The organism is Paenibacillus sp. FSL R5-0519, from assembly GCF_037974275.1.
Taxonomy (GTDB): Bacteria; Bacillota; Bacilli; order Paenibacillales; family Paenibacillaceae; genus Paenibacillus.
In genome coordinates this window covers 931,083-955,899 of record NZ_CP150234.1, presented here as the reverse complement: position 1 = coordinate 955,899, position 24,817 = coordinate 931,083, and the positions used below count along the sequence as shown (strand labels likewise).

Annotated in this window: 15 protein-coding genes and 1 pseudogene; 5 read left to right on the top strand and 11 right to left on the bottom strand. The window is 45.3% G+C overall.

Features of this window, described 5'->3' with window-relative positions; all coding sequences use genetic code 11:
• Positions 1–2: 2 nt before the first annotated feature.
• The 6 genes from MKY73_RS04195 to MKY73_RS04170 all read right to left on the bottom strand — a co-directional run bounded on the left by MKY73_RS04195 (position 3) and on the right by MKY73_RS04170 (position 9,407).
• On the bottom strand, positions 3–2,357 hold the full coding sequence (locus MKY73_RS04195) for a glycoside hydrolase family 3 N-terminal domain-containing protein (protein WP_339308480.1): 2,355 nt from the start codon (positions 2,355–2,357) through the stop codon (positions 3–5).
• Positions 2,358–2,393: 36 nt separating this feature from the next.
• Complete coding sequence (locus MKY73_RS04190; RefSeq protein ID WP_062837930.1) at positions 2,394–3,314, bottom strand: carbohydrate ABC transporter permease; 921 nt, start codon at positions 3,312–3,314, stop codon at positions 2,394–2,396.
• A 23-nt stretch (positions 3,315–3,337) separates the two neighbouring features.
• Positions 3,338–4,267, bottom strand: a complete 930-nt coding sequence (locus MKY73_RS04185) for an ABC transporter permease subunit (protein WP_339237455.1) — start codon at positions 4,265–4,267, stop codon at positions 3,338–3,340.
• Positions 4,268–4,344: 77 nt separating this feature from the next.
• Positions 4,345–5,817, bottom strand: coding sequence for an ABC transporter substrate-binding protein (locus MKY73_RS04180; protein ID WP_339305811.1), 1,473 nt, complete (start codon positions 5,815–5,817; stop codon positions 4,345–4,347).
• 280 nt (positions 5,818–6,097) lie between these two features.
• Positions 6,098–7,618 carry a response regulator transcription factor gene (locus MKY73_RS04175; protein ID WP_339305809.1) on the bottom strand — a complete coding sequence of 507 codons (1,521 nt, stop codon included), beginning with the start codon at positions 7,616–7,618 and terminating at the stop codon, positions 6,098–6,100.
• A gap of 1 nt (position 7,619) precedes the next feature.
• Positions 7,620–9,407 (bottom strand): sensor histidine kinase, encoded by a 1,788-nt coding sequence (locus tag MKY73_RS04170; protein ID WP_339261513.1) that lies wholly within the window; start codon positions 9,405–9,407, stop codon positions 7,620–7,622.
• Positions 9,408–9,661: 254 nt separating this feature from the next.
• On the opposite strand from MKY73_RS04170, the gene MKY73_RS04165 reads away from it, so the two are divergent.
• The gene (locus MKY73_RS04165) at positions 9,662–12,478 is read left to right on the top strand and encodes an endo-beta-N-acetylglucosaminidase (protein ID WP_339305807.1); all 2,817 of its coding nucleotides are present in this window, start codon (positions 9,662–9,664) and stop codon (positions 12,476–12,478) included.
• Positions 12,479–12,622: 144 nt separating this feature from the next.
• Here MKY73_RS04165 and MKY73_RS04160 read toward each other — a convergent pair whose 3' ends face one another.
• Positions 12,623–14,197, bottom strand: coding sequence for a class I adenylate-forming enzyme family protein (locus tag MKY73_RS04160; protein WP_339305805.1), 1,575 nt, complete (start codon positions 14,195–14,197; stop codon positions 12,623–12,625).
• Positions 14,198–14,653: 456 nt separating this feature from the next.
• Between MKY73_RS04160 and MKY73_RS04155 the strand changes: the two genes are divergently transcribed.
• Complete coding sequence (locus MKY73_RS04155; protein ID WP_339305803.1) at positions 14,654–16,300, top strand: RNA polymerase sigma factor; 1,647 nt, start codon at positions 14,654–14,656, stop codon at positions 16,298–16,300.
• 276 nt (positions 16,301–16,576) lie between these two features.
• Here the strand turns inward: MKY73_RS04155 and MKY73_RS04150 are convergent, their stop codons facing one another.
• The 3 genes and pseudogenes from MKY73_RS04150 to MKY73_RS04140 form a co-directional block, all read right to left on the bottom strand.
• Positions 16,577–17,086, bottom strand: coding sequence for a helix-turn-helix domain-containing protein (locus MKY73_RS04150; RefSeq protein WP_339305801.1), 510 nt, complete (start codon positions 17,084–17,086; stop codon positions 16,577–16,579).
• A gap of 396 nt (positions 17,087–17,482) precedes the next feature.
• Positions 17,483–18,100, bottom strand: a pseudogene (locus MKY73_RS04145) (cyanophycinase).
• 202 nt (positions 18,101–18,302) lie between these two features.
• Entirely contained in the window at positions 18,303–19,529 is a 1,227-nt protein-coding gene (locus MKY73_RS04140) for a sigma-70 family RNA polymerase sigma factor (RefSeq protein WP_339305799.1), read from the bottom strand.
• A 284-nt stretch (positions 19,530–19,813) separates the two neighbouring features.
• Between MKY73_RS04140 and MKY73_RS04135 the strand changes: the two genes are divergently transcribed.
• From MKY73_RS04135 to MKY73_RS04125, 3 genes are all read left to right on the top strand, one after another.
• Positions 19,814–20,620 carry a hypothetical protein gene (locus MKY73_RS04135; protein WP_339305797.1) on the top strand — a complete coding sequence of 269 codons (807 nt, stop codon included), beginning with the start codon at positions 19,814–19,816 and terminating at the stop codon, positions 20,618–20,620.
• Positions 20,621–20,846: 226 nt separating this feature from the next.
• Positions 20,847–22,235, top strand: a complete 1,389-nt coding sequence (locus tag MKY73_RS04130) for an N-acetylmuramoyl-L-alanine amidase family protein (protein ID WP_339305795.1) — start codon at positions 20,847–20,849, stop codon at positions 22,233–22,235.
• A gap of 31 nt (positions 22,236–22,266) precedes the next feature.
• Positions 22,267–22,812: a GerMN domain-containing protein gene (locus tag MKY73_RS04125; RefSeq protein ID WP_339305793.1), complete on the top strand. Its 546-nt coding sequence runs from the start codon at positions 22,267–22,269 to the stop codon at positions 22,810–22,812.
• 120 nt (positions 22,813–22,932) lie between these two features.
• On the opposite strand, the gene MKY73_RS04120 is transcribed toward MKY73_RS04125, so the two are convergent.
• Entirely contained in the window at positions 22,933–24,468 is a 1,536-nt protein-coding gene (locus MKY73_RS04120) for a helicase DnaB (RefSeq protein ID WP_339305791.1), read from the bottom strand.
• Between the last annotated feature and the right edge of the window lie 349 nt (positions 24,469–24,817).

Here is a 24,817-nt window from a genome sequence, read left to right as displayed (position 1 = left end):
TCTTACGCCTCCCTTACGGTCAGTTCGGTCATATGCGTATCGTTTACGCTGCTGCCGATATGAATATGGAATTGTCCTGGTTCAACGACAGGCTTCAAATCACGACCAATATACTGCAACTGCTCCGCTCCGATTCGGAACTCCACGGTCTGTGTCTCTCCAGGCTCCAGGTTCACTTTCGCAAACCCCTTCAGTTCCTTGGCGGGACGAGTCAGTGAGCTAACCACGTCCGAGATGTACATCTGTACAACTTCTGCACCTGCATAAGGGCCGGTGTTGGTCACATTCACAGACACCGTGACTGAATCCCCCGCTGTCATGGATGCATCACTCAGCTGCGGTTCACTGTACTCAAATGTGGTATAACTCAGTCCGTATCCAAATGCATAACGTGGCTCCAAATCCTCTTCGAGGTAACGCTTGCCTCGGGAACGCTTGCCGTTGTAATAGATCGGTAATTGGCCGACATGCTTCGGAATGGAGATCGTCAATTTGCCTGACGGATTCACATCACCGAATAGAATATCTGCAATGGCATGTCCGCCCTCTTGACCCGGATACCACGCCTCCAGAATTGCATCGGCATGTTCATCCACCCAAGGTTCCGTGATGGGACGACCATTAATGTAGACAACGACAAGCTTCTTGCCGAGCTTGTGAATCTCCTGAATGAGTTCCAACTGTACTCCGGCAAGACCCAGCGTCATCCGGTCAATCCCTTCACCGCACTCCATATCGTTCCATGAGTGATCCGATACATTGGAAGCGCCCGTCTTCAGATCAATTGTTCCTTCTCCAAAGTCACGCGCACTGGAGCCGCCAACCACCATAATGACGGTATCTGCCTGACTGGCAACTTCGATAGCCCGCTCAAATCCTTCTTTTGAATCACCTTTAATCCGGCATCCTGGTGCATAGAGAACCTGATCTACACTGCTGCCATCAGTCACAAAACCAACAGAACTCTTCTCCGTTTGCACATCCATACGATTAGCCAGCTTACTGCGAATGCCATCCAGTACCGTCGCCACTTTCGACTTCGGTTGCGGAGACGTGTAATCACCCAGCTGATTGTAGGCCTGATCGGCATTGGGGCCAATGACGGCAATCCGGCCCAAATTCCCTATCGATAAAGGCAGCGTGTCGGCCTCATTTTTGAGAAGCACAACGCCTTCTGCCGCCAACTGGCGTGCGAGCTGAACATGCTGCTCACTGCCAATCACTTCTGCTGCCCGATCAGCATCCACATAAGGCTGTTCGAATAAGCCCAATTTGAACTTCAACCCCAGCACGCGAGAGACAGCCTGATCCAGAACCTGCACATCAAGCTTGCCTTCTGCCACCGCCTGCACCAGATATTGCCCGAACATCTCACCGGACATTTCCATATCGATGCCTGCCTCAATCGCCTGCACCGATGCATCCAGTCCATCCGTCGCGACATCATGCCCACTAGCCAACATGTTGATCGCGCCACAATCCGTAATAACCAGACCATCAAAGCCCCAATCTTTACGCAAAACATCTTCCAGCAGTTCGGTATTTACCGTACAAGGTGTGCCATCAATTTCGTTATACGCCGGCATGATGGAAGCTGCACCTGCTTCTACAGCTTTACGGAATGGATACAGATCCACTTCCAGCAGTTCACGCCAGCCCATATGTACAGGCCCTGCATTGCGTCCACCTTCCGAGCTGCCGTAACCGACAAAATGTTTTAGCGTAGCAGCAACTGCATCCTCCCGATCCAGACTTTCACCTTGAAGTCCTTCCACGGAAGCAACTGCCAGTTCTCCAATGAGAAACGGATCTTCACCGAAACATTCCTCCGTACGCCCCCAGCGCGGATCACGCACAACATCCAGTACCGGCGAATAGGTGACTGCACCGCCTTGGGCACGTGTCTCCTTTGCTACCGCTTGGCACATCTCCCGGTATAAATCCACATTCCATGTGCTCCCCAGTAAAAGGGGAACGGGATAGACCGTCCCGTCAATGGCCATATGACCATGTGAGCACTCCTCCCCAATCAGGATGGGAATGCCCAGTCTGGAATGCTCTACCGCATAACGTTGAATCAGGTTAACCGCCTCAGCGCCTTCTCTCGCAGATAGTCCATTTTCCAGTGTAACGCCAGTCCAGGGATCTGCCCGAAGTGCACCATAGAGGGAGCCAATGCCGCCATTCTCCACTTGCTGCTTAAAGGATTCATTTAATGTGATGTTCCCCTGATCATTCGTATAGGTCTGCCAGCCAAATGGCTGCGTAAGTTGGCCTACCTTTTCTTCTGTAGTCATCAGGCTCAGCAGGTGTTGTACCCGTTCCTCTACGGATTTACTCTGGTCCTTGTAAGTCATCAATCTGCATCTCTCCAATCCTATAGCAAGATCCGTTTATTCTTTGACTGCGCCCACCGTCAGACCCTGTACGAAGTAACGTTGGAAGAACGGATAAGCGAATATAATCGGCAACGTGGCAAGCACAACCATCGCCATTCGGGATGTATCCTGCGGAATGGACTGCATGGCTGCCAGACTCATCGAACTGTTAGCAGAGTTCTGCTGGATGAACTGGATACTCGACTCAATCCGCATCAGCATCGATTGCAGGGGTACCAGATTGGGATTATCGATGTATAACAGCGCATTGAACCAATCATTCCAGTAACCGAGTGTACTGAACAACCCGATGGTTGCCAGTCCCGGCAAGGAGAGTGGAATTACGATTTTCATAAAGGTATAGAATTCTCCGGCACCATCAATTTTCGCCGATTCAATGACTGCATCCGGCACACTGGTGGAGTAGAATGTACGCAGGATCATGATGTAGAAGGCATTCATCGCCAGCGGCAGAATCAGTGCCCATAACGTATCTTTCAGTCCAAGCAGCTGGGATACAACCATATAGGTTGGAATCATCCCGCCGTTAAACAACATGGTCAGAATCGCAAAGATGGAGAAAAATCTCCGATATCTGAAGCTCTTTCGGGAGATCGCATACGCATATAGCGACATGAGAATCAGACTGATGATGGTACCAAGTACCGTCACCAAAATGGTAACTCCATACGCCCGCAGCAGCGTATCCCCGCTCTGCCAGACAAACTGATATGCCGCGAGACTCCATTCTGCCGGAATCAGACGATATCCATCACGGGCCAGTGCTTTCTCGTCCGTAAACGAGATGATGACTACAAATATAAAAGGAAATACACAGATCAGAGCGAATAGACCGGCGATGATGTTCATGATTACGTTCCAGCCGCTGGATACGTGGTGGAAGTCGCGTTTTTTAACAAGCCCTGCTTGAGCCATGGTGGTTCACTCCTTTCCCTGTCCTAGAATAGGCTGCTGTCTTTATCTACTTTGCGCACAACATAGTTGGAAATAATAACGAGTACAAAGCCTACGACGGATTGATACAATCCCGCAGCTGTGCTCATGCCAATTTCACCACTTGTTTTCAATCCACGATATACGTACGTATCAATAACATTGGTAACGGAATAGAGCGTACCCGAATCCCTTGGCACCTGATAGAACAGTCCAAAGTCGGCATAGAAAATGCGGCCTACGGCCAGCAAGGTCATGATTGTAATGATGGGTGATAATAACGGAATCGTAATATTGCGAATTTGCTGCCATTTGCTTGCCCCATCGATCATGGCTGCTTCGTAGAGCGATTTATCAATCCCCAGAATGGAAGCCAGATAGACAACGCTGCTATAACCAATCGTTTTCCATAACGCTACGAATACGAGAATATACGGCCAATATTTTGCCTCGGAGTACCACTGAATCGGTTCCATCCCGAACCAGCCGATAATCTGATTCAACATCCCGCGGTCCATGCTCAAGAAGCTGAAAGCGAAGTAACCAACGATAACCCAGGATAGAAAATACGGCAGAAACATGCCGGTTTGATACAGTTTGGCGAGTCGTTTGTTAACCAGTTCCGAGAGCAGGATTGCCAGTGCCACAGCGAATACCAGTCCCAGGAAGATGATGGCGATGTTATAAAAGAGGGTGTTGCGTGTAATGAGCCATGCATCACTTGTGCTGAACAGGAATTTGAAATTGTCCCAGCCTACCCATTCGCTCTTCATCAGACTTGCCCAGAACCCCTCACGGCTGAACCGATATTCCTTAAAGGCAGCCACTGTACCCACAAGAGGCAAGTAGGAGAAGAAGAAGAACCAGATGGCGCCTGGCAGCACCATGAACAGCATGACCCGGTTTCTAATCAGGTTTTTCAAAAATGTAGTCATTGTGGAGTTCCTCCTTCAGGCTTGAATGAAAAAGGACCGGACGCGATAAGCAGCCGCCCGATCCTTACGATGTACTGTTACTTGTTTTCCGCTCTCCAGGCATCCAGCTGGCTTTGGGCTTCCGCCATTACTTTCTCCAGTCCGGCTTGATTGAACTTCTCAATCACTTGATCCAGATTGGCTGCCGGGTCCAGTGTACCTGTCATCAGTGCTGCCCAATACTGCTCTTTCACGTTCTGTACCGCCGTCAGTTCAGCAGATACATTGCTTGAATCAAAGTTAAAGCTGAGGATCGGGGAATTGGTACCTTCAGCGTTAAACTTCTTGAACTCATCCCATTTGTTGTCCGGGTCATTGCTGTTCAGATAGAGCAGCATGTTATTCCCAAGGGAGTATGAAGGCATATCGTAGTTTTTCGATTCAGGCAGATTTTCCATATGCGTGTCATCCACTTTTTTGTAGTGTGTGCCCTCGATACCGGAGTCCACCATATTGCGCAGCACAGGATCTGTATTCAGCAGGTTCAGGAACTCCATCGCTTTTTCTGGATATTCCGAGTTAGCCGAGATCGCCATAATGGAACCTTGTACAGATGTATTCGTTATAATGGCGTCACTTGCAGGTGTTGAAACAACTTGATAACCGTAACTTGCAGACCATTGGTTGTCCGCGAGCGGCTGTGTCTGTGCACGATCCAGGAACCAGTTGCCCGATGTTGTCAGGTCGTTCGTGGAACCTGTTGTAGCTGCTTCTGCCGATACATAACCGGCTTTGTAATATTTGTGCATCGTCGTAAGTGCTTCTTTCATTTCAGGTGTTTCCAATATGTTCACGAGCTTATAGTCCGTTGTATCCAGCTTGATTGCCATCGGCAGATTCTGAATGACATAGTCATACGGCACGTAAGGAACATAGTTTTTATCCATGGCAAAAGGTGTTACACTTGCCTCGTTTTCCTTGATCGTTTTCAGCAAAGGCTCCAGACTGTCTAACGTACGGACACCAGAGGTGTCCAGCTTGTATTTATCAACCAGCATTTGGTTAAAGCGCCATACCTCTTGTTGAGGCAGCTCTTTGTTGGCTGGAATTCCGTAATTGTGTCCGTCTACCTTCGAACCGCTGAGGAATGCAGGATCAATGGTCTTGGTGAGATCCTGACCGTATTCAGCAAGCAGGTCATCCAGTTCAAGGAATGCACCTTTTCTGGCATTTTGTACATAATCGAATCCACCGGAAGAGGTGAACAGAATGTCCATTGGCTCACCGGATGCTACGTTAACCTGCATCTTCTGCGGGTAGTCACCCCAGTCAACCATCTTCATCGTTACCGTGGCATTAATTTTCTCTTTGGTATACTTGCTGACTTCTTCCATCACTTTGTTGACGTCTTTCTGAGGGGTACCGATGGTATACCAGATCAACTCTACCGCGTCGTCTCCAGCTCCCCCGGATTCCGAAGCATCTTTGCTTCCTCCACAGGCACTAAGAACAAGTGTAACGGCCATTAACAATGCAAGAACGAGTGAGAAGCGTTTTCTTTGTTTACTCATTTCTTTGATCCTCCCTTTTCGTGTTCCCTTAGGCACTACTTACTAACTGCTTTAACCTTATCGAATGAAAGCATTTACAAAAAGAAGATAAACTTAAGTTTTCGAGGTACAAATTAAAGAGAAATCGTCCTTGGACAACTATTTTGTACCTGTTTAAATAAATCGCTTACATGAAAGAGACATGCCGGGTAACATATGGCATGCTCTTCATGCTGCCATTCCTGTTCCCGATATGTCTCTTGGATCTCCGTCCGTACAGTTGAATCTCCCCGTCACCGAATTAACCAAACACCTTGAAATCCGTCGGTGAAATTCCCACATATTTGCGGAACTGTTTATAGAAATACCCTGTCTCCCAATACCCCACATTTCGGGCGATCTCATGTACCTTCAGATTGGTATTCCGCAGCTGTTCCTTCGCACGTTCAATCCGGTATTTATTGATGTATTCGGCAAACGTTTCTCCAGTCTCCTTATGGAACAATTGTCCCAAATACACCGGATGCAGATGATAGTGGGCACCCAGCAGCTTCAGGGAAAGTTCTTCTGCGTAGTGTTTGTCGATATGCTGAAGGACTTGGTTCACAATTGGATTCTTCATATCCTGCAATAGGGATTGAATCGTCTGCGCCGCAACTTGCTGAAGCGCCCGCACGAGTTCATCAAAAGTGCCACTGTCCAGCACAAGTTGAAGCCCTTGTTGGTATATGGCAGACTCATCCGAGTGTTTGATGCTCTCCAGTTCCATTTTGAAGCGAATCACCACTTCCAATGCGGTATTCTGTAGCTCCCCAGGTGTAAGTCCATTGCGATGCTGTTCAAAATCCATACGAATCCGTTCCGCAAGTTGTTCTGTATTCCGGGACAGAATCAGTTTCGTGTAATCCCTCCAGTCAATGAAGAAGGACGCTGCCGAGTTGCCGCAACGATCCAGGATGGCATGGTCGATGACTTTCAGATCGGGATAGATCATCACGTATTGGAGCGCCTTTTTTGCCTCTTCATAACTGGCCGGCGCATGGTAAATCCCCTTCATCAACCTGCCCGCCCCAATACGTACCGCAGGATGTGTTACTGAGATGGCATCGGATAAAGCCTGAAGGCCCTCCACTAACTTCTGTTCCTCATCCTCGTTACCGTCGACATTGGCAACAATGACGAGATCACCATCGATGTCATGAAAGACATTCAGATGGGACTTGTCCTTCAGCATCTCCTCCACACGTTCAAACATGCCGAATGTTTGCCCTTTGTCTTTGTCACGCAATATAGCGACAGCCACATCCGAGGCTTCCAGAGAAAGGTTCATAAACCGGGCACGTTCCTCAAATTCGGTAGCTGCAATCTGTCCCGTAAGCCATCGATGAAGAATGTTATCTTTCAGAATCTGAATGCCATACGCATCATCGGCTTGAGGTGTCACTGTATGATCCAGCTTGGACGCTGTATTGCTCAGCGTGGATTCCAGTTCCTCCACATTAATCGGTTTGAGCAAATAGTTTTCGATCCCCAGCTGCATGCCTTCCTTCAGATATTCGAACTCATTGAAACCACTCAGGATAATGACTTTCATCTCAGGTTGCACTCGCCTTGCTTCCCGAATCAGGTCAAGACCATTCATGAGTGGCATGGATATATCCGTGATCAGGATGTCCACAGGCTGAGAGGAGAGCGCTTGTAACGCTGCCTGCCCATTACCTGCATGGCTCACAATTTCCATACCAAATGAAGACCAATCCACAATATCGTATAACCCTTCAATGATGAACGGCTCATCGTCTACAATAAACACCTTGTACATGTTAAACTCCCGTCCCTTCTGTATGTGGATAACGCACCCTGATCCGTGTTCCCTCACCGAGGGTGCTCTCTATGGTGATACCGAACTCCGGCCCATACAGGAAGCGCAATCGACTATGAACACTGCGCAGTCCGAACATCTGACCAGACTCTTCTGGACGTTCCAGTTCTTCAAGGATCTCCGTCAGACGTGCAGGATCAATGCCTTTGCCATTATCTTTGATCTCCACCTGCATGACATTATCCGTCTCTTCCACAACAATCGATAATCGGTTATCCGAACGTTCCGTCTGAATGCCGTGCACGACATAATTCTCAATGATGGGTTGCAGCGAAAGTTTGACCACAGGGTGTTGATAATAAGCAGCATCGATCTGGATTGTATATATGAAAATATCCTTGTAGCGGATTCGGAATAACTCCAGATACAAGCGGCATGCTTCCATCTCATCCTTCAGCGTGTAATTCTTCTTCTGCTGTACCAGGCTCTTGAACAATACGGATAGGCTATAGATCATCTCGCCGACATCTCTCGCCCCCTGGGATATGGCCCTCATTCGAATCACTTCAAGCGTATTGTAGAGAAAGTGAGGATTGATACGTGCCTGTAACGCGACCAGTTCGGTCTCCTTCTGTTTGATCTCGGCTTTGTAGACGCGTTCAATGTAAAGATTCAGCTCATCCAGCATGTCGTTGAAGCTATGCGAGATCTGCCCCAGTTCATCATCGCGTGCATCGTCAATGCGAGCTGTCAGGTTGCCGTATTTTACTTTTTGGGTAAAGCGAATGATTCGACGGGTTCGTTTGGCAAAGTTAATAATGAAAAATGCCGGAACCAACACGGCAAACAGAATACACACGATACTGATGGAGATGATGGTATTACGAATCCCCGCATAGGTCTCAGCCATCTCTTCCACCGGAACAGTACCAATAACCACATAACCCTGATCCGCGGAGACAAACTTGTTCACATACATGTTCTGCTCCTTTTTCATCGAATCCATATCCGTCTGATCAAACAGGGAATCGGCCACATTCACGTAAGGGTACTTTTTCCCGTAATACTGATTGTTGGAGTCGAACAGAACTGTTCCTTTGGCTGATAACACCACGATTTCTCCCTTCAGGTTACTCTCGTAGTTATCCAGTGCATTCCCGATTCCCTCCGAGTCAAAAAACACCAGAAACTGCCCCAGATTACGAAGCGTCTGTGTATTATTTATCGGTACGCGGATCGAATAGAGCGCAGGGTCCCATTGATTGATCTCTTTGCGAATCCAGTAATTGGGTGCACTGATATTCGGCGTTTCCATCGCCATCACGTCCGGTATATAGGAATGAGCTACATTGGTGTCCAGCTTGCGGAACTGCTTGTGTTGATTAAAGGCAGACAGATCCTGCTGCTCAGCGCTATACAACATGAGTTGGTTAATCTGCGAATTACGATCCATAATGTTCTGAAAATGTTTCAACACATCGGCCGAATAGTCGTCCTGATTGGCGTAATATCCATTCGTCATGTGCTGAACATATTCAGCGTAGGAGTGGTTCATCAGATACGTAATGTTGGCGGAGAGTGCCTCATTCTGATGCATGTCCCTCACCATGTTTTGTACTGATTCATACTGCTGATGAATATAACGATCCACATGTTCCATCGCTGCTTTCTGGATCGCCAGTTCCCGGCGAATCGTAGAGTCGGACACCGTTAAAAAGATGATATAAGACAATGTAATGATCGTGACAATCGATATCATCGAGAAGGTCAGGAGCATTTTCATAAACATATTATTTTTGAAGAAATTATTGTAAACGCTAACAATTTTCAAGTCGCATGTTCCCTCCGATGCTGTTTTCCTAACTTGAATTATATCATCAGGCTTCTGACATTAACTTGTCACCTGTAACTTTTCTTTAGTTTGTACTCGCGTTTCTTTAATTTCACCCTATTTAAAAACGCTTTCATCCACTATCGTTAACCATAAGTTTAGCTTTGTGTAAAAGAATGCCAACCATTCATTCCACTTGAAGGAGGAACATCATGACACGCAAACTCAAACCGAAAGGCATCATTCCCAAGGTCACTGCCATGGTATTGACTACGGCATTGCTTGGACAAGTTGTTGCGTCATCCGTTTATGCAGGAGACACGCTCCCTTACACAGGTGAAAGCGCCAAAGGGGTGAATCAGCCCTATCAGCACGGGTATACCTCAGCCCAGATTCTGAACTGGACACCTGAAAGTGACATTCATGGTGATCTGCTTCGTGCCCATGTCCCCTTGCAGCCCCGTAATGAACCGTTCGCTGCCACGCAGGCTTATCCTGAGCTCAGTCCAGACACCCAGCTATTTACGATGAGTGGCGATTACGGCAATGCATTCTTCGATAGCACACCTTATACCAATGAATTCAGCCAATATCTCTTTAATTATTGGCAGTATACAGACTACTACAGCTATTGGCATGGCATGGCTTCTGCCGGAGTACCGGAGGAATTATACGATCCCAGTAAGGAGTGGACGGAGAAATACTTCGAGTTTGGCATTTTGAATATCCCGAATCCGGCCTATACCAACGCAGCCCACAAAAATGGCGTCAAGTCCATTGCCAACATCTTTTTCTCGGACAATGACCGTGGCCCTCAGACCTATAAACAAATGCTGATTCAGGATGAAAACGGCAATTTCCCTGTAGCCGAGAAACTTGCCGAGATGGCAGAATACTACAACTACGATGGATACTTCTTCAATCAGGAAGAGGTTGCCCGGGGTGTAGCCCCTGAGGATATCGCTTCCTACAAGAAATTCATGAAATATCTAAGAGATCAAGGCCTGTACGTTCAGTGGTATGATTCCACCATCAATACAACAGGCAAGATTCAATACCAGAACCAATTTAACGGCCTTAATAGCCCCTTTGTACAGGATTCCGTTCTCGGCAGAGTCTCGGATTCCATCTTCCTGAACTACGTATGGAACCACAAGATGCTACGCGATTCCCGCGACCATGCCCTCAGTCTGGGACTTGATCCACTGGAAACCGTATTTGCAGGTGTTGAAGGTGGTCATGACAGATTCGGCCGCTGGAAGCAATCCTACGACCTGCGCCATAACCTGGATGAGAACGGTCAGCCCATGAATAGTATCGCGACGCTGGGTGCAGATTTCACCCACAATGCCCTGGATGAAGAGATGGGTGATGGCAGCACCAATCACCGAGCCGAGGATGAGTATCAATGGATGACCTTTGTTCGCGATCGTGCTTGGTGGTCTGGTCCAAATCAGGACCCTACGGATGCGCGTCGTAACGCTTCTGCCAATCTGTCGGATGTGTATGCTTCTGGCGCAAACTGGGATGGGATTGCTGCATATCTTACCGAGCGATCCGTCATCAACGGCTCGAATTTTGCGACAAACTTCAATACAGGTCACGGCCTGAAATATTATGAAGACGGCGCTGTATCGAACGACAAGGAATGGTCCAATATCAACATTCAGGATATCCCTGTTACCTGGCAATGGTGGATGGATAGCGAAGGCGACAAGCTGAGTGTCGATTTTGATTATGGCCCATCTTATGAGAAAGGCGCAAGGTACAACTACGATTCCATTGGCGCATTCCAGGGCGGCAGCTCACTCGTGGTAAACGGTACACTGAACGCGGAGAACTTCCTGCGCCTGTACAAGACCAACCTGTCCGTCAACGGACAATCCACACTGGAGCTGACGTATAACAAACCGTCCACCAGCGATGCTTCTTCTCTGCATGTTGGTTTAATCTTCGAAGATGATCCGTCTAACGTGGTCAACGTAAATGTGCCTAATTCAGGCCAGCATACGAAAGGCTGGAAGACAGCTACATTGGATCTGAGTGCATATCAAGGAAAGACGATTGCCGCTATGGGATTATCTTTTGACCCGAACGGTAAAATCATTGAGAACTATCAGATGAATATTGGTGAGATTCGTATGTTCGACGGTTCTGCGGCTGTACCGGATGCACCTACCGGATTCCATATTGCCAAAGCACTGACCAACACCAATGAACTGGTTGTTGCATGGGACATGAAGGACTATTCAGAGGTCAAACAATACAATTTGTATGAAAATGGTGCCTATGTTGGCGGTGTGTATGATTCCACTTTTTATATTAAATCGCTAAAACAGCCTTCTGGAGAAATGTCCATACGTGCTGTTGGTGCAGATGGTACCGAAAGTGAAGCAACCGTCCTGCCTTATGATCTGAATGCAGCCGTTCAGAATATTGATGTGAAATTCAAAAAGAATGGCGATGCCATTGTAAGCTGGAACAACCCGAAGAAAGCAAAAGATACAGGTAAAGACAAAGATAAGAATACGGATAAAGATAAAAATAAAGACAAAGGTAAAGGCAACGAGTCCATTCAGCTCACACTAGAAACCGAATACACGAAAGAACCTTTTAGCAAGTCACTTCAAGTCAAAAAAGGAAAACAATCTGCCCTCCTGACTGGACTTCCGACCAATGGTGAGCATTATGTGCTGAATATCGCCATTGGCGGGCAGAATCCGGTTACCCATACCGGACAACTCGCAGATCTTCAGATTACACCATACGCCAAGGATAAGGTCACGGTAAAAGATGGGAAATATACACTTGCCCTGCCGGATCTGGAGGATTGGTACAAGATCTATGTATATGAAAATGGGGTGGCACGCGAGTTCGGCGTCACTTACGTTTCGCAGAAATTCCCGTATATCATTCGGGGAAGAACAAAGCTGAGTGAACTGACCTTCACACCAGCGTCCAGCAACAGCTCTTTGAAGCTGATCATTGAGGATTATGCAGGCAATCAGGCCACTACGATTTTGAGGTAATTATAATTTCGTGCACGCCTGTATGCTAGTTGAGATACGTACAGCCCTTTACTTCCCAAAGGAAGTTGAAGGGCTGTTTGTTCCTATAGGAACGCGCCCACCAGCTGAACATTCATTGCTTTTGAACCAACGTATTTCTTTTGATTACACTCCGTTGGACAACATTAAGGATAGATACTTGCGTAACTGCTTTTTATCTATTTTATCCACGGCCGTTCTGGGCAAAGTATCCACAACGAACAGTTGAGTCGGCCATTTGTACGGAGCAAGATATGGCTCACAAAAAGCTCGTAACTGTGTCAGATCCAAGCTGTCACCTTCCCGTAATACTATGAAAGCAACGAGTTCCTCTCCTTCGTCAGGAAGAGGAAGTCCGATTACGGCCGCCTCGCTTACTGCCTCATGAGTCATAATGACATGCTCCACTTCGGCACAGAACACATTGGAACCGCCCACAATGACCATATCCTTCAAGCGATCAAACAAATACAGGTAACCTTCTTCATCCAGGCAACCGACATCCCCAGTTCGAATCCAGCCATTTTGCATGGTCTCGGCAGAAGCCTCCAATTGACGCCAATATCCCATCATGATCTGTGCACCTCGAACAACGATTTCTCCAGCTTCACCCGTCATTGTCTCACTTCCGTCCGTATCTAATATCCGAACTTCGAAGGCCTGCTCACCCTGAACAGCCAGGTCGGCTGGACGACCTACGGATCGAAGGCGATGAGAATTCCCCATATGCTGAGCAGGAAAAAGACGGCTTATGGACATCCCGCATTCTGCTTGTGAGTAGTTATTCACAATAGTAGCATCAGGAAATTGCGATACAACCTCCTGTAGTGTATCCGGGGAAATAATGGACCCTCCGCAGCCAAGAAGCGTTAGGCTCTTCAAGTTTCTCACTCCTACGGCTGCCTCGCGGGTAAAATCCCGAAGCAGTTGGCCTACGGTACTGAGTTGCGTAATCTGATCACGTTCAACAGTTTCCATAATGCGGTGTACATCCGCCGGGTATTCATCTAGGAATACAAGACAGCCCCCAGCAGCCATGGTCGCCCACAACTGGAACTGACCCACCAGATGGGATAAGTTAAGCACCAACACACGACGACTGAGATCATGACCGAAGCCTGCAGAAGGCGTAAGTTGATTCCAAGCAGCCATACCACGATGCGAATGCATGACCCCTTTGGGTCGACCGGTTGTCCCACCCGTATAAATCAGGACTGCCGTATCGTCTACACTTGGTTTGAGTTGGTCTTTTGGAAAGAACTCAGGTTCATGCTGCAAAAGAGCAGCGAGCGAACTGTTATTCGTCCCTTCTTCTTCTGTCGTGAACAGTTTTGGACGATACCCAAGAAGCTTTACCGTGGCGATCGCTGCGTTAGCATGTTGGTCATCATGAATAATCATATGTGGTTCTGCATCCTGTAATATGGCAGCGAGTTCAGGCACTGTTAGCATAGGAGACGGTACGAGCGGTATCGCACCGATCCCAACTGCTGCATAAAACGCAACAACGAGCTGGGGATCTGGATCACCTAAAAGGGCAAAGCGATCACCAGCCCGGAGTCCTTCAACATATAGAGCATGACTCAGTCTTTCAACTTGACCGTTAAGCTCCCCATAACTCATCGTTTGCCCATGTCGCATTAACGCAGGTTGCTCAGGGTACAGACTTGCTGCAATTGGCAATCGTTCGGATAGAAGCAAGCAATTACCCCCAACATTTATATTTCCATTTTCTCCGTTAAGAAAACTATGGAATAAAAAGAGAGTAGCATATATCTGGAATAATAAGTAATCACTATCCCCTATTAAAATCATAAATTCTTCTGATATTACATTTCTATCAACCCTGGTTAAGTACGGAACGAAGGCGTACCCCAAGTACCCGAAGAAGAACTTTGGCTCGTGCTCTCTAGTTTGTGTCCTCCCATAGTTGGACGAAAAAAAGTTTCTTTATATACTAAAAGTGAGAACTTTACATCTAAAGTAATCTTCAACTTGTTTAACTCTTTTCCAATGACCTACTTATGATGTTTGTAATTATACGTGCATGAGTGATCCGGTAGGACGTCCAATTTTTTAAAAAATAATCCCAACCTTTATTTCGCCTGGCACACTATATAATTGTCAGGAATTACAGATGCAACTATGGAGGAAACAATGGATTCAATCAGTACAAACGGAAAAGAAGCCGCAGAAGCGATTCGGAGCTATGTGAAACCGATTTTCGGTTTTGCGTTAAACCGGGTCAAGCACCGGGCCGAAGCGGAGGATCTGGCTCAGGAGATTATGCTGCAGTTGTTAAAATCCTTCTCTGGGCTGCGGGACATTAGAAGCCTTGACGCTTACGTCTGGACGGTTGCTCGATACACTTGGGTGAATTGGTTGAAAAAGCGCGAGCACGCTCCCCAAGTGATCGAAATCAACGGTATGTCTGAACTGTCTGCCGCCCCTTCCCGGGAGCCGCTTGACCGGTTGCTGGCAACCGAAGCTTCACGCGAGCTGCGCCGAGAAGTCGCGTTTCTGTCCGACATTCATCGTCGAATCGTGGTGATGCACTACTACGACGAGCTTAAAATCGGCGATATCGCGATTGCTCTGGACATTCCTGTAGGCACGGTGAAGTGGCATTTGAGCGAGGCTAAAAAGAAGTTACGGAAAGGGATGAAACGTATGCGTGCAACAGGAACTTTAAGTGTCAATCCGGTCAGCATGGGGGAAATGGGCCATTCGGGTTCAGCCGGCAGACTGGGCGAAACCAACGATTTTCTTGGACGCGCCTTGGCGCAAAATATCGTTTACGCGGCTTATCACAAGGCGCGTACCGTACATCAAATCGCGGAGGAGCTCGGAATGCCGCCGTCTTTGCTGGAAGGCGAAGTTCAACATTTGGCCGATTACAATTTTCTCATCCAAACCTCTCCCGGCAAATATCAAAGCAATACCATCATCTGGGACCTCTTCGAGTTGGCCGTAGCCGGTCATCAATTCTGGCAAGATTGCGCCGCCGAAGTGGCCGATGTTCATTTCGACGCGTTAATGGAAGTTCGCCGGCAAGTCGAGGATAGCGGAGTGTACGTTCCAGACGGCGACTATAACTTCCTGCTCTGGACCTTGCTGCCCAAGAACATCGAGGAGCAATCTTGGCGGAGCATGCCGGCTGGTGAAAACTTCGATGCGGTCGCACCAATACGAAAGGACGGAGGTCAATATATTGCCTATGCGGCGTTAAATCGGAGCCACTATGCCGATCCGGGTTTTGATATGAGTAGTTACGTCACCTTCGGTCCGTCGCTTCGCTACGTCGAAGACTCTCCTTTATACTTGTGGCAATTCAATACGTACTGGAGCGACCGCCAGATGGATTGGCGTTTCCTGGAATATCGGAATGTCGAGATTTGTCACGCGTTCCAACAAGGGGAACTGCCCGACAACGAAGAGAACGCTGAGCAATATTCGTTCCTGCTGGAGAAGGGGTACATCCGCAAGACGAAGGAGGGGTACAAGTTCAATGCGGTTTGGATGGACTCTCCGCAAACGTTGGAGCGGTTGAACAAAGCAATGCCGGATTTGTCCGCTCTGTATGCGCCTGCTGTCGGCAAGCTCTACGACAAAATGCTCAACCTGTTCTTGCAAAATCAGCCGAAGCATCTGGAGCCGCAGCTTGCTTACATGGTGAGAGGCAACACCGGCGGAGGCCGGCTTGTCGCTTATATTTTGAAGCATTTGACCGATAACGGGAAGCTGAAACCACCGTTGCCGCACCAGCAGAAGACGATTTCAACCTGGATGGGACCGGTCAAGTAAGTCGGTTCGGAGGTGTATACGAAGAATAGTCATTCCCGGGCAGTGGCCATTTTTACACAAAACTCTGTCTGTCAAACGAAGTGATTAGGACATCTCTATTTCACCAGGCCTCCTCCTGAACGTATGGAAATGATTAAAAACTACCCATGACGCATGTGCGTCATGGGTAGTTTTTAATCGCAATCGTATCAGCCAGAATTATCCTCTACCTTACGTTTTTTATCTTTCATGTTGTCATTAAGCTAACGTTTCCCGTTGATTAAGAAGAGTCAAACTTTATGGTTCTGTATTTTCAGTACCTTCAGAAAAAATAAAAGTTACCTCTAAATCATTATCGCCTCTAATTTCATCTATAGCTTTTGAAATCATATGGGAGTACCTCTGATATAACCAGTCTGTGGCAAACGGATCTTGACCTGAAATAATGAGAGTGTTGTCAATTTGAATTGCTGTAGTACTTGTAAACCACCTATCAAAGCTTGGCTGAGAGATTTGGTCTTTTATTTTTTCTAGAACTGATTTCCAAATGTCATCCTTGTTATTAAGTATATTCGTTTTACTTGTATGAGCACCATTCTCTTCTGGAGTTAGGAAATAATCGACTGTATTATTAAATATCTTAGCTAATCGAACTAATATATCAATATCAGGTAAACTTATACCTCTCTCCCACTTTGAAACAGCCTGATGACTAACTTTTAAAACCTCACCAAGTTGTGTTTGCGTCATGGATAACTCTTTACGGTTTCTTGCTATAATCTCCCCGACCCGCTTAATATTTATCATTGGTTCACCTCCTAAAATGAATAGTAATTCAGGAACTTATTTATGTATATCAAATTGTGGTTGAAAAATACTCTTCAAATTGCAACTTATAGTTTCATTAAACTAGCCTGCCCGTTAGCTTAATGAGGAACTCATCATCCTAACATAATTTTCGTCTTCTCTACTTTCTGTAAAGGTATACCAATAAGGATCGTTAGCATTTGTGCATCGATCCCTATTGTCAGTCCGTTAGTTGAAATAAGCAACTGATCCCTTTGATACCCTGCCGAATATAAGTCCTAGGGATATTAAGCTTGCATCTTTTTACAAACAGTATTCCAATCATTGAAAGGAGACCTGTCTTGATTTTATACATCATAAGGAATCACTTATGTAACTCACAGCCACTCTCCCTAATTAGAGCGTCTCAACCAACTTCTGAATCTTGGAGTGGGAAATTAAATATACAGGACCTATTATTTCTATTTTGCCGTCCTTTACACGTATAGCACTCTCCTGTAATCCCGCATAAACATCAATATCCTCGGACAAGGGGAGCAGGTAGCCTTGAACCAGCGCATCGTAGTCGAGTCTGGCATGAGATTCGTAGGCAAAATGTCCAAAGCCTATACCATCATAAATTGTATTTGTTTCAACCTTATGGCCAGCGTTTTTCGAGGATAACCATTTTGCTGCCATGTTTAACGCACCAGCGCTGGCCCCCAGGATAACGGCATTGCTATTCTTAATCGCATTCGATAATTCATAATCCAACAAAAAATCGTTCTGCAATACAGGATCTCCACCGCATAAAAAAATGACAGAAGCGTTCTGAATGAATCGCTGAGCATCTTCTTTCTGCATGCGGTAATCAATGAAATGATATTCATCAAAAATAATGTTAGCCTGATTCAACCAAGTCCATTCAGTAATCTCATCCATGTTAATTGGCTCATCTTTATAACCAGACGGATCAGCACTAATCATGACAAGTGATTTTCTGTCTTGTATATCCTACTGCAAACAATGGACCAGTTTCTCTGGGAAAAAATGATTAAACCAACTGAAATATGTCGAACCTCAATCTTTCGAATTTCCCAATCAATACTTCTGTAATCCTCTTTTTATATGCAGTATACAAAATAATCCAATTTATTAATAGAGTACATTTACCATAGCTATAACACGTTAAAAAAAGCCCGGTCCTTCCCCCGGGCAACATACACTTTTGTATGGGTTACTTACTTATAAATTCCACCATCTTCTGATGCAATTCCTCCTCAGAACATTGAAAAATGCCATTAAAATCCTGAGGGTTACGGATCAATTTGTTTAATTGGTCTATTCCATATTGTTGAACAACAAACTCTACGAATAGGAACGAAAACTGAAAACCCTTCATCGTTTCGAAATCCCAGGTATCATTGTCTAATTGTTCGAACGTTGGGATCTCTAAATTTTGGATAGCTTCTTCTGTCGTACCTTCAATAAAGTCCTGAGTCATGCCCTTGGCTTCATATCCACCAATCCCTTGCCTTATCCATTTTGGAGCCTTCGGATTGATTTCACTTATAAGCCACATGGTGAACAAATGAACCGTACCTTTAAGAATCGATTGATAGGTATGCTCCGGTCCTGGATTTAGTGGAGAGACAATTTTAAGAATACTTCCTTCATAGGTACCCATGAACCAATTCGGAGCATCTGCTTCTCCGACCGCTTGGTGAAACGATGGAATATCAGGATATACTTCAATCGTTACTTTTCGCGATGGATGATAATTGTACTTTAGCGAGATTCGTTCAATATGTTCACTTAGTTCATTGAACAAATCATGGTGTACTTTATTATTGGGCTGATTGTTCAATCCCTTGCTTTCACCCTTATTAACAATTGAAATCAAGTCTTCAATAGACATAATCGTAACGCCTCCCCATTCTTTCATTTCCTGCTTAAGTTTTTCCAAAGCTCTGTAGAGTCTGTTCTTTACCGCACTTTCACGCATCCCTACGATCTTAGAAATTTCAAGCAATGTGCAGTCCACAAAAAAGCGTAATGCAATGATTTCTTGGTCGGTCTCATTTAACTTTTCCAGCGCAACTCCGATATCAATTCGAAAATCAACATATTTCGTAAATTCAAGGGAGATCGATTGTGATTCATATCCCGTAAAATCAAACGGCGTTTCTTTTTTACGCGATAACCTTCGATATTCGTTTTTCACTGTATTCTGAGCAATCTTGAATATCCACGTAAATAAATTTGATCTGCCTTTGAATCGGTGAAGATTCTCGACAGCTTTTAAAAACACCTGTTGAGTCAAATCATCTGCAACCATCGGATTCAATTTCAGCGAAAAGTACGTGCAAATCCTTTGACGATACAGCTCATAGGTGCTTTCAAAGTTAGTGATACTTTCCTGTTTATCCGGATAAACAGGTTTTGTGTCATGAGCTCCTGACATGGTGAGAACCTCCTCTTGATTTACAATGAATTAGACACCAGAGAGAGTCAGAAAGCCACATAAAATAAAAAAATATGTATTCGTCCTTTTAGGCTTGTTATTTACAGGACTAATCAGCCGTTTTAAAACCTCACTTCAAATCATCTCTAAAATTTCATATCTTTACAAATTAATCATGATAAGCAAAGATTGGAGTAGCCTACGAGCCATTTGTTTTCATCTGTCACAACGATCTGGAGGAAATCACATCAGGTAACCGCCTCCCAACTGAAGGAGTGATAATCATGAAATACATCCATGCTTTTTTATCAAGCATCATTGTTTTAGGTAGCTTAGGCACGTTATCCACTGCATCATCTTCGTTTCATACTTCTGATGAAGTAGCACACATTGCTGCTAAAACAACTTCTGTGAACGCTTCGACATACCAGAATATACCTAAGTTCAAAAAAACGATAGCCTCAAACAAAATGGTCTGGAAAGGTGACAACACCACTATAACTGCAAATACTGTAGAGCAGGATGCTGCTGCCGACTTTGAACACAACATGATTGACACGATCACAGTTGCTCATGGTAAACAAAAACACATCCTGCATACGGAAGACTTTGGAGTGAAATTAATCGATATCACAAGTGTTGCTGAATCTCCATCTAATAGCTGGATTGCTATCCGAGCAGAAAAAACTGCCGGCAGCAATCTTATTCTTGTGAACGTTAAAACAGGAAAGTACATCATCTTAAACGAACGTCTTGAAAACGCAGGTAAACAAGATGTCGAAACCATTACATCTTATAATTGGTCACCAAAAGAAGACATCATTGCATTTGCTTATGGAAATACGGAGAAGAGCATTTTAGCAATATACGATACAAAGAAAGACCGTTTAGTTCATCTCCCTCGGGCTACCAACTATGTTAGCACAGGTTTAATTTTATGGCATAAGGACGGAAAAAGTATGGATTACATTAGTGAGTATCCTTCAGATCAATGGATTCTTTTCAGATACGATACCACAAGCAAAAAAGTTAAACCTGTAAAAAAAATGACTCGGAAAGAATCTCAGCAGTGGTTTAAATTAGATAAATAACATCATTATTTAACTCCCTTCCCTTGTCCCCTACCTACTGACAACAGTTCTCTTGTCCATATTTTGTAGTAAACCGATTTCTTTTACGACTTTCATGTCGTTTGTAGCGTTCATATTAGTGAACAGAATATTATAGTACATTTGGGTTTTCATCAAAGAAACAGGAGGTGATTGGTTTTCCCCTGTTAGAAGTCTAGTGCTACGCAAATTATAACCGAGGTGTAAAATGAAGAAATTTATCATCCTGTTACTATTCAGTACGCTGCTACTCTTGCTAATTCCCATGCACACCCATGCAGCTACGAATCAAACTAAAATTATTTTAGATGGCCAGGAGCTAGTTTTACCCCATGATATTGAAGTCGTTAATGTACGAAACAATATTATGATTCCGATTCGGGTAGTCGCTGAGAATTTAAAATTCAACGTGAAGTGGGATCAAAAAACACAAAATGTAAATATCGAACAAGCTTCCAATGCAATTTCCTTGACCGTTGGGAAGGATCAAGCTACAGTCCAGAACAACACCGTCCAACTTAATATTTCTCCACAAATGATCAAGAATACGGTTTTTGTTCCCCTACGTTTTGTTAGTGAAGAGATGGGTCTGAGAGTGGGCTGGAATAACAAAGACAAGATTGTTACGCTAACCAGCAATAATGGTTCACAACCAGCTTCACCCTCTCATGGAAATGATGCAGGCACTAACCTGGTTCATGATATAACGTATGCCAATAATCAACTCGTCGTCTCATTGGACCGTGAAGTTGCTCCAGTCATATCCACACTTAAAAATCCCGAACGAATTATTTTGGATTTCCCATCCACCAATTTCGGAAATATGGGACAGGTCCCCTCTGGAGGATCCATGGGAAGACTGGATGTTAACGAATTCCCAAGTGTTACTGATATACGTTATTCTCTTTTCAAAAATGATCCTCCTCAGGTTCGAATTGTAATCGAATTAAACAATATAAATTCGGTGAATTACACACAACAGACAATCGCCGGCAAATTTATCCTTGATCTAAGTATGGCTAATGAACCTGCACCTGCACCTCCTGTGAACAGCGGCAAAAAAATAGTTGTTATTGATCCGGGACATGGAGGAAGTGATCCAGGTACAATAAGTTTTACCAAAAAGCAGGAGAAGCATTTTGCCCTTGCTTTAGGGCTAAAAGTGCAGGCTCTTTTGGAAAAGGAACCTGACATCGAACTAATAATGACTCGGGAAACAGATATCTACCCTACACGACCGGAACGTGTCAAACTTGCCAACGATCTCAATGCAGATGTGTTTGTATCTATACACGGTAACAGCGTCCCTGCTGCTCCTCAGATATCGGGAACGGAAACGTATTATTACCAACGGGAGAGCAGTAAAGCACTAGCGACCCTCATTCATAAAAATCTGATCGATGCCTTGGGATTTAAAGATCGTGGCGTTAAGAACGGAAACTACCAGGTCATTCGAGAAACTACAATGTCTGCCGTTCTTCTAGAAATCGGATTCTTAAGCAACCAGATGGAAGAAGAGGCCATGATGTCAGAAAGCAATCAAAATAAAGCAGCACAGGCCATTGTGGATGGGATAAAAGAGTATTTGAAGCTATAGGGCAGTGAATAATTCAAGAGGATGTGCTTCTATGAAAAAAAGAATCTATGTGGCTATCGCAATATGTGCAATAAGCATACTAGCGATAGGGTGCGGTAGCAAACCTACTTCTACTGGTCCAGTGCAGGGTTCCGATCCTGTAAATACGACACCAGCGCCAACAGCTAACCCAAGCGAAGAAAATGGAGAATCTCAAGAAATTGAGGTTTTTTACGCAGATGATCAATTATTACAAGTAGAGCAACGTAAGAAGGAAATTACATTCAAAGATGACTCCGAAAAATACAGTAAGACGTATGCAGCACTTCAAAGTAGTGATCAAACCGAACTAATTCCATTGTGGAGTAATATTGAACTCCTTTCTGCTGCTTTTGATCAAGGGAAATTAACGCTGGATGTGCATATTCCGGATGAAGCAAGATTAGGGTCTGGCGGAGAGCTTTTAGCGATCGATGCTTTGAAAGGAACCTTTTTTCAGTTTGACGAAGTAACCAGTATTGATTTGCTTGTTGATGGAGATGCAACTGACAGTTTAATGGGTCATGTAGAATTAGAACATCCACTAACCCGTGAATAGATCCATCCGATGGAACATACAAAGCATGATTTAAAAATAAGAGCCATTCGCATTAATACGTTGCGAATGGCTCTTATTCCTTCGGTAAAAGTGGACTTGCACTTCTTCTTGGTCAGGGAGTTATGAAGTTCCTTTTTGTTTACTCGCCTGCATCTGCTGGGCAAATCTCATCATCTCTTCGAACTCTTCCTCAGATACGGCATCCCCATCGTTGCTTATGTCTTGTACAATCGGAATTTCGGGCTTAGCTTTGGTTCCTTTGCCGTATGTACGGGTACGGGTTCCAGCTGCACCAGCAGCCTGTTTACCTTTGACCTTGGCCTGATCACGGATATATTGAACTGCTTTCTCATATGAGTTCACCTGTTTAAGCAACATGTTGGAGGCAATGGCCTCAACGAAGTTACGGTTAATCCGCTGCTCTCCGCCAGATACAAGTAATGCCATCAGATAATGAATCAATACATTGATGACTTCACCAGGTAACTTGTAGCTCAGATCAATTTTCTCAAAAATATCAATCAGATTGTCTGGTACTGCACCTGGGAAAAACGTCTGCAACAGGCGGGTATACGGCTCGTTACGCAACATCATATTGTATTGATGAATATCACACTTCGTCATGAATTGCGGGGGTACTTCGACGTAATACTCCATCTGTACCCCATGCTCAACAGGTGGTTCACCGGAGTCTTCTTTCCGCTCTGGCTCCTCCATATGCTGCCTCAGTGCCACAACCTTGGCTGCCTGTACAGTCTGTTGCTCATGGCGCTTCTTCGTCTGTCTGAACTGCATGCTCGCTTTATGCTGAAGATCATCCAGAATCAGCTGGCCCTGTGGAGTGAAGATATCATCTTCATCCAACAGACGGCATACATCCTGCACACTAAGATTGAACTTGTTCACTACGTAATTCACAATGCCCAGTTGTTCATGATCGAACCGCAACTGCTCTACATGACGGCGATTGACCGACTCGCGCGGGAAACGCAAAATAATGTCGGCATAGTTCAAACTGTTTTCTTCCGCTGCATCGTTCGTGCCTGTCCGCTGGGCTGTGGTTGATACTTCCGACAATGCTTGCTCCAACTCGTAATCAATCACATGGGTATTCAATTCAAATATATCGTAAAAGGGAACGGAAATATTCTCTTTGTTGGCTGCCGGATATGGCGCGTCCCCGTTTTCCACTGCAGAGAAACCCGAACGCAGGGAAAGGACGGCGAATTTGCCTATCTTGTCACGAAGCAGCAGTGTCAAATGCTGTGTCCGGAAAAACTCTACCGGAGAGAGCGGCGGTTGCAGCTCATATTCGTAGATGTAATCATCATTCTCCGGTATATATAGCCGTGAAGTCTGAAGTAGTCCCACCGCTTCAAGCTTGGATGCCTGCTCCACCAGATATTTACGCCCTTTCTCGCTTGGCTCCAGGCCAAGCGTCATGAACAGCCTTCGTTGCTGCTCCAGCGGCGAATAACCGACCTGTTCACCGGGAAGATGCTGAAACAACAGCCGATACAAGCCAACCGCAAAAGCACCTACCATGGGCTGATATGCTCCTGTAAGCATACGGTCATCCAGGGCGCTAAGTCCAAACTCCCTGTATACGCAGTAGCGATGATGTTCAGTATAATGGTGCAGATTCTTCATGCGCATAGCCTGATCTCCTTCTCCCCAAATGTGTGTTTATCTATTCTATCATAAATGTCTGATCCTCAAATGTTCAAAAACAGGTAAAAAGAGGGCCTGTTCTCGCTCCGTTTCGTCCTAGGTCGACATCATTCACGTTTTCGCCGAATTCAGCAAATTTCTAAAATAAAAATGTCGAGTGCCGCTAGAATACTATAAAAGCTGTAGCCGCAGAATACAAGGGATTCTCTAAAGAGAATGTTCTCCAAATGTATATGAAGTACAAGTGTACAATAAACCTTCTGATATAAGTGAACAGCAAAAAAGCCTTCCCTTTGTACTCGTAAGCGTTTACGACAAAGACAAGACTTTTACG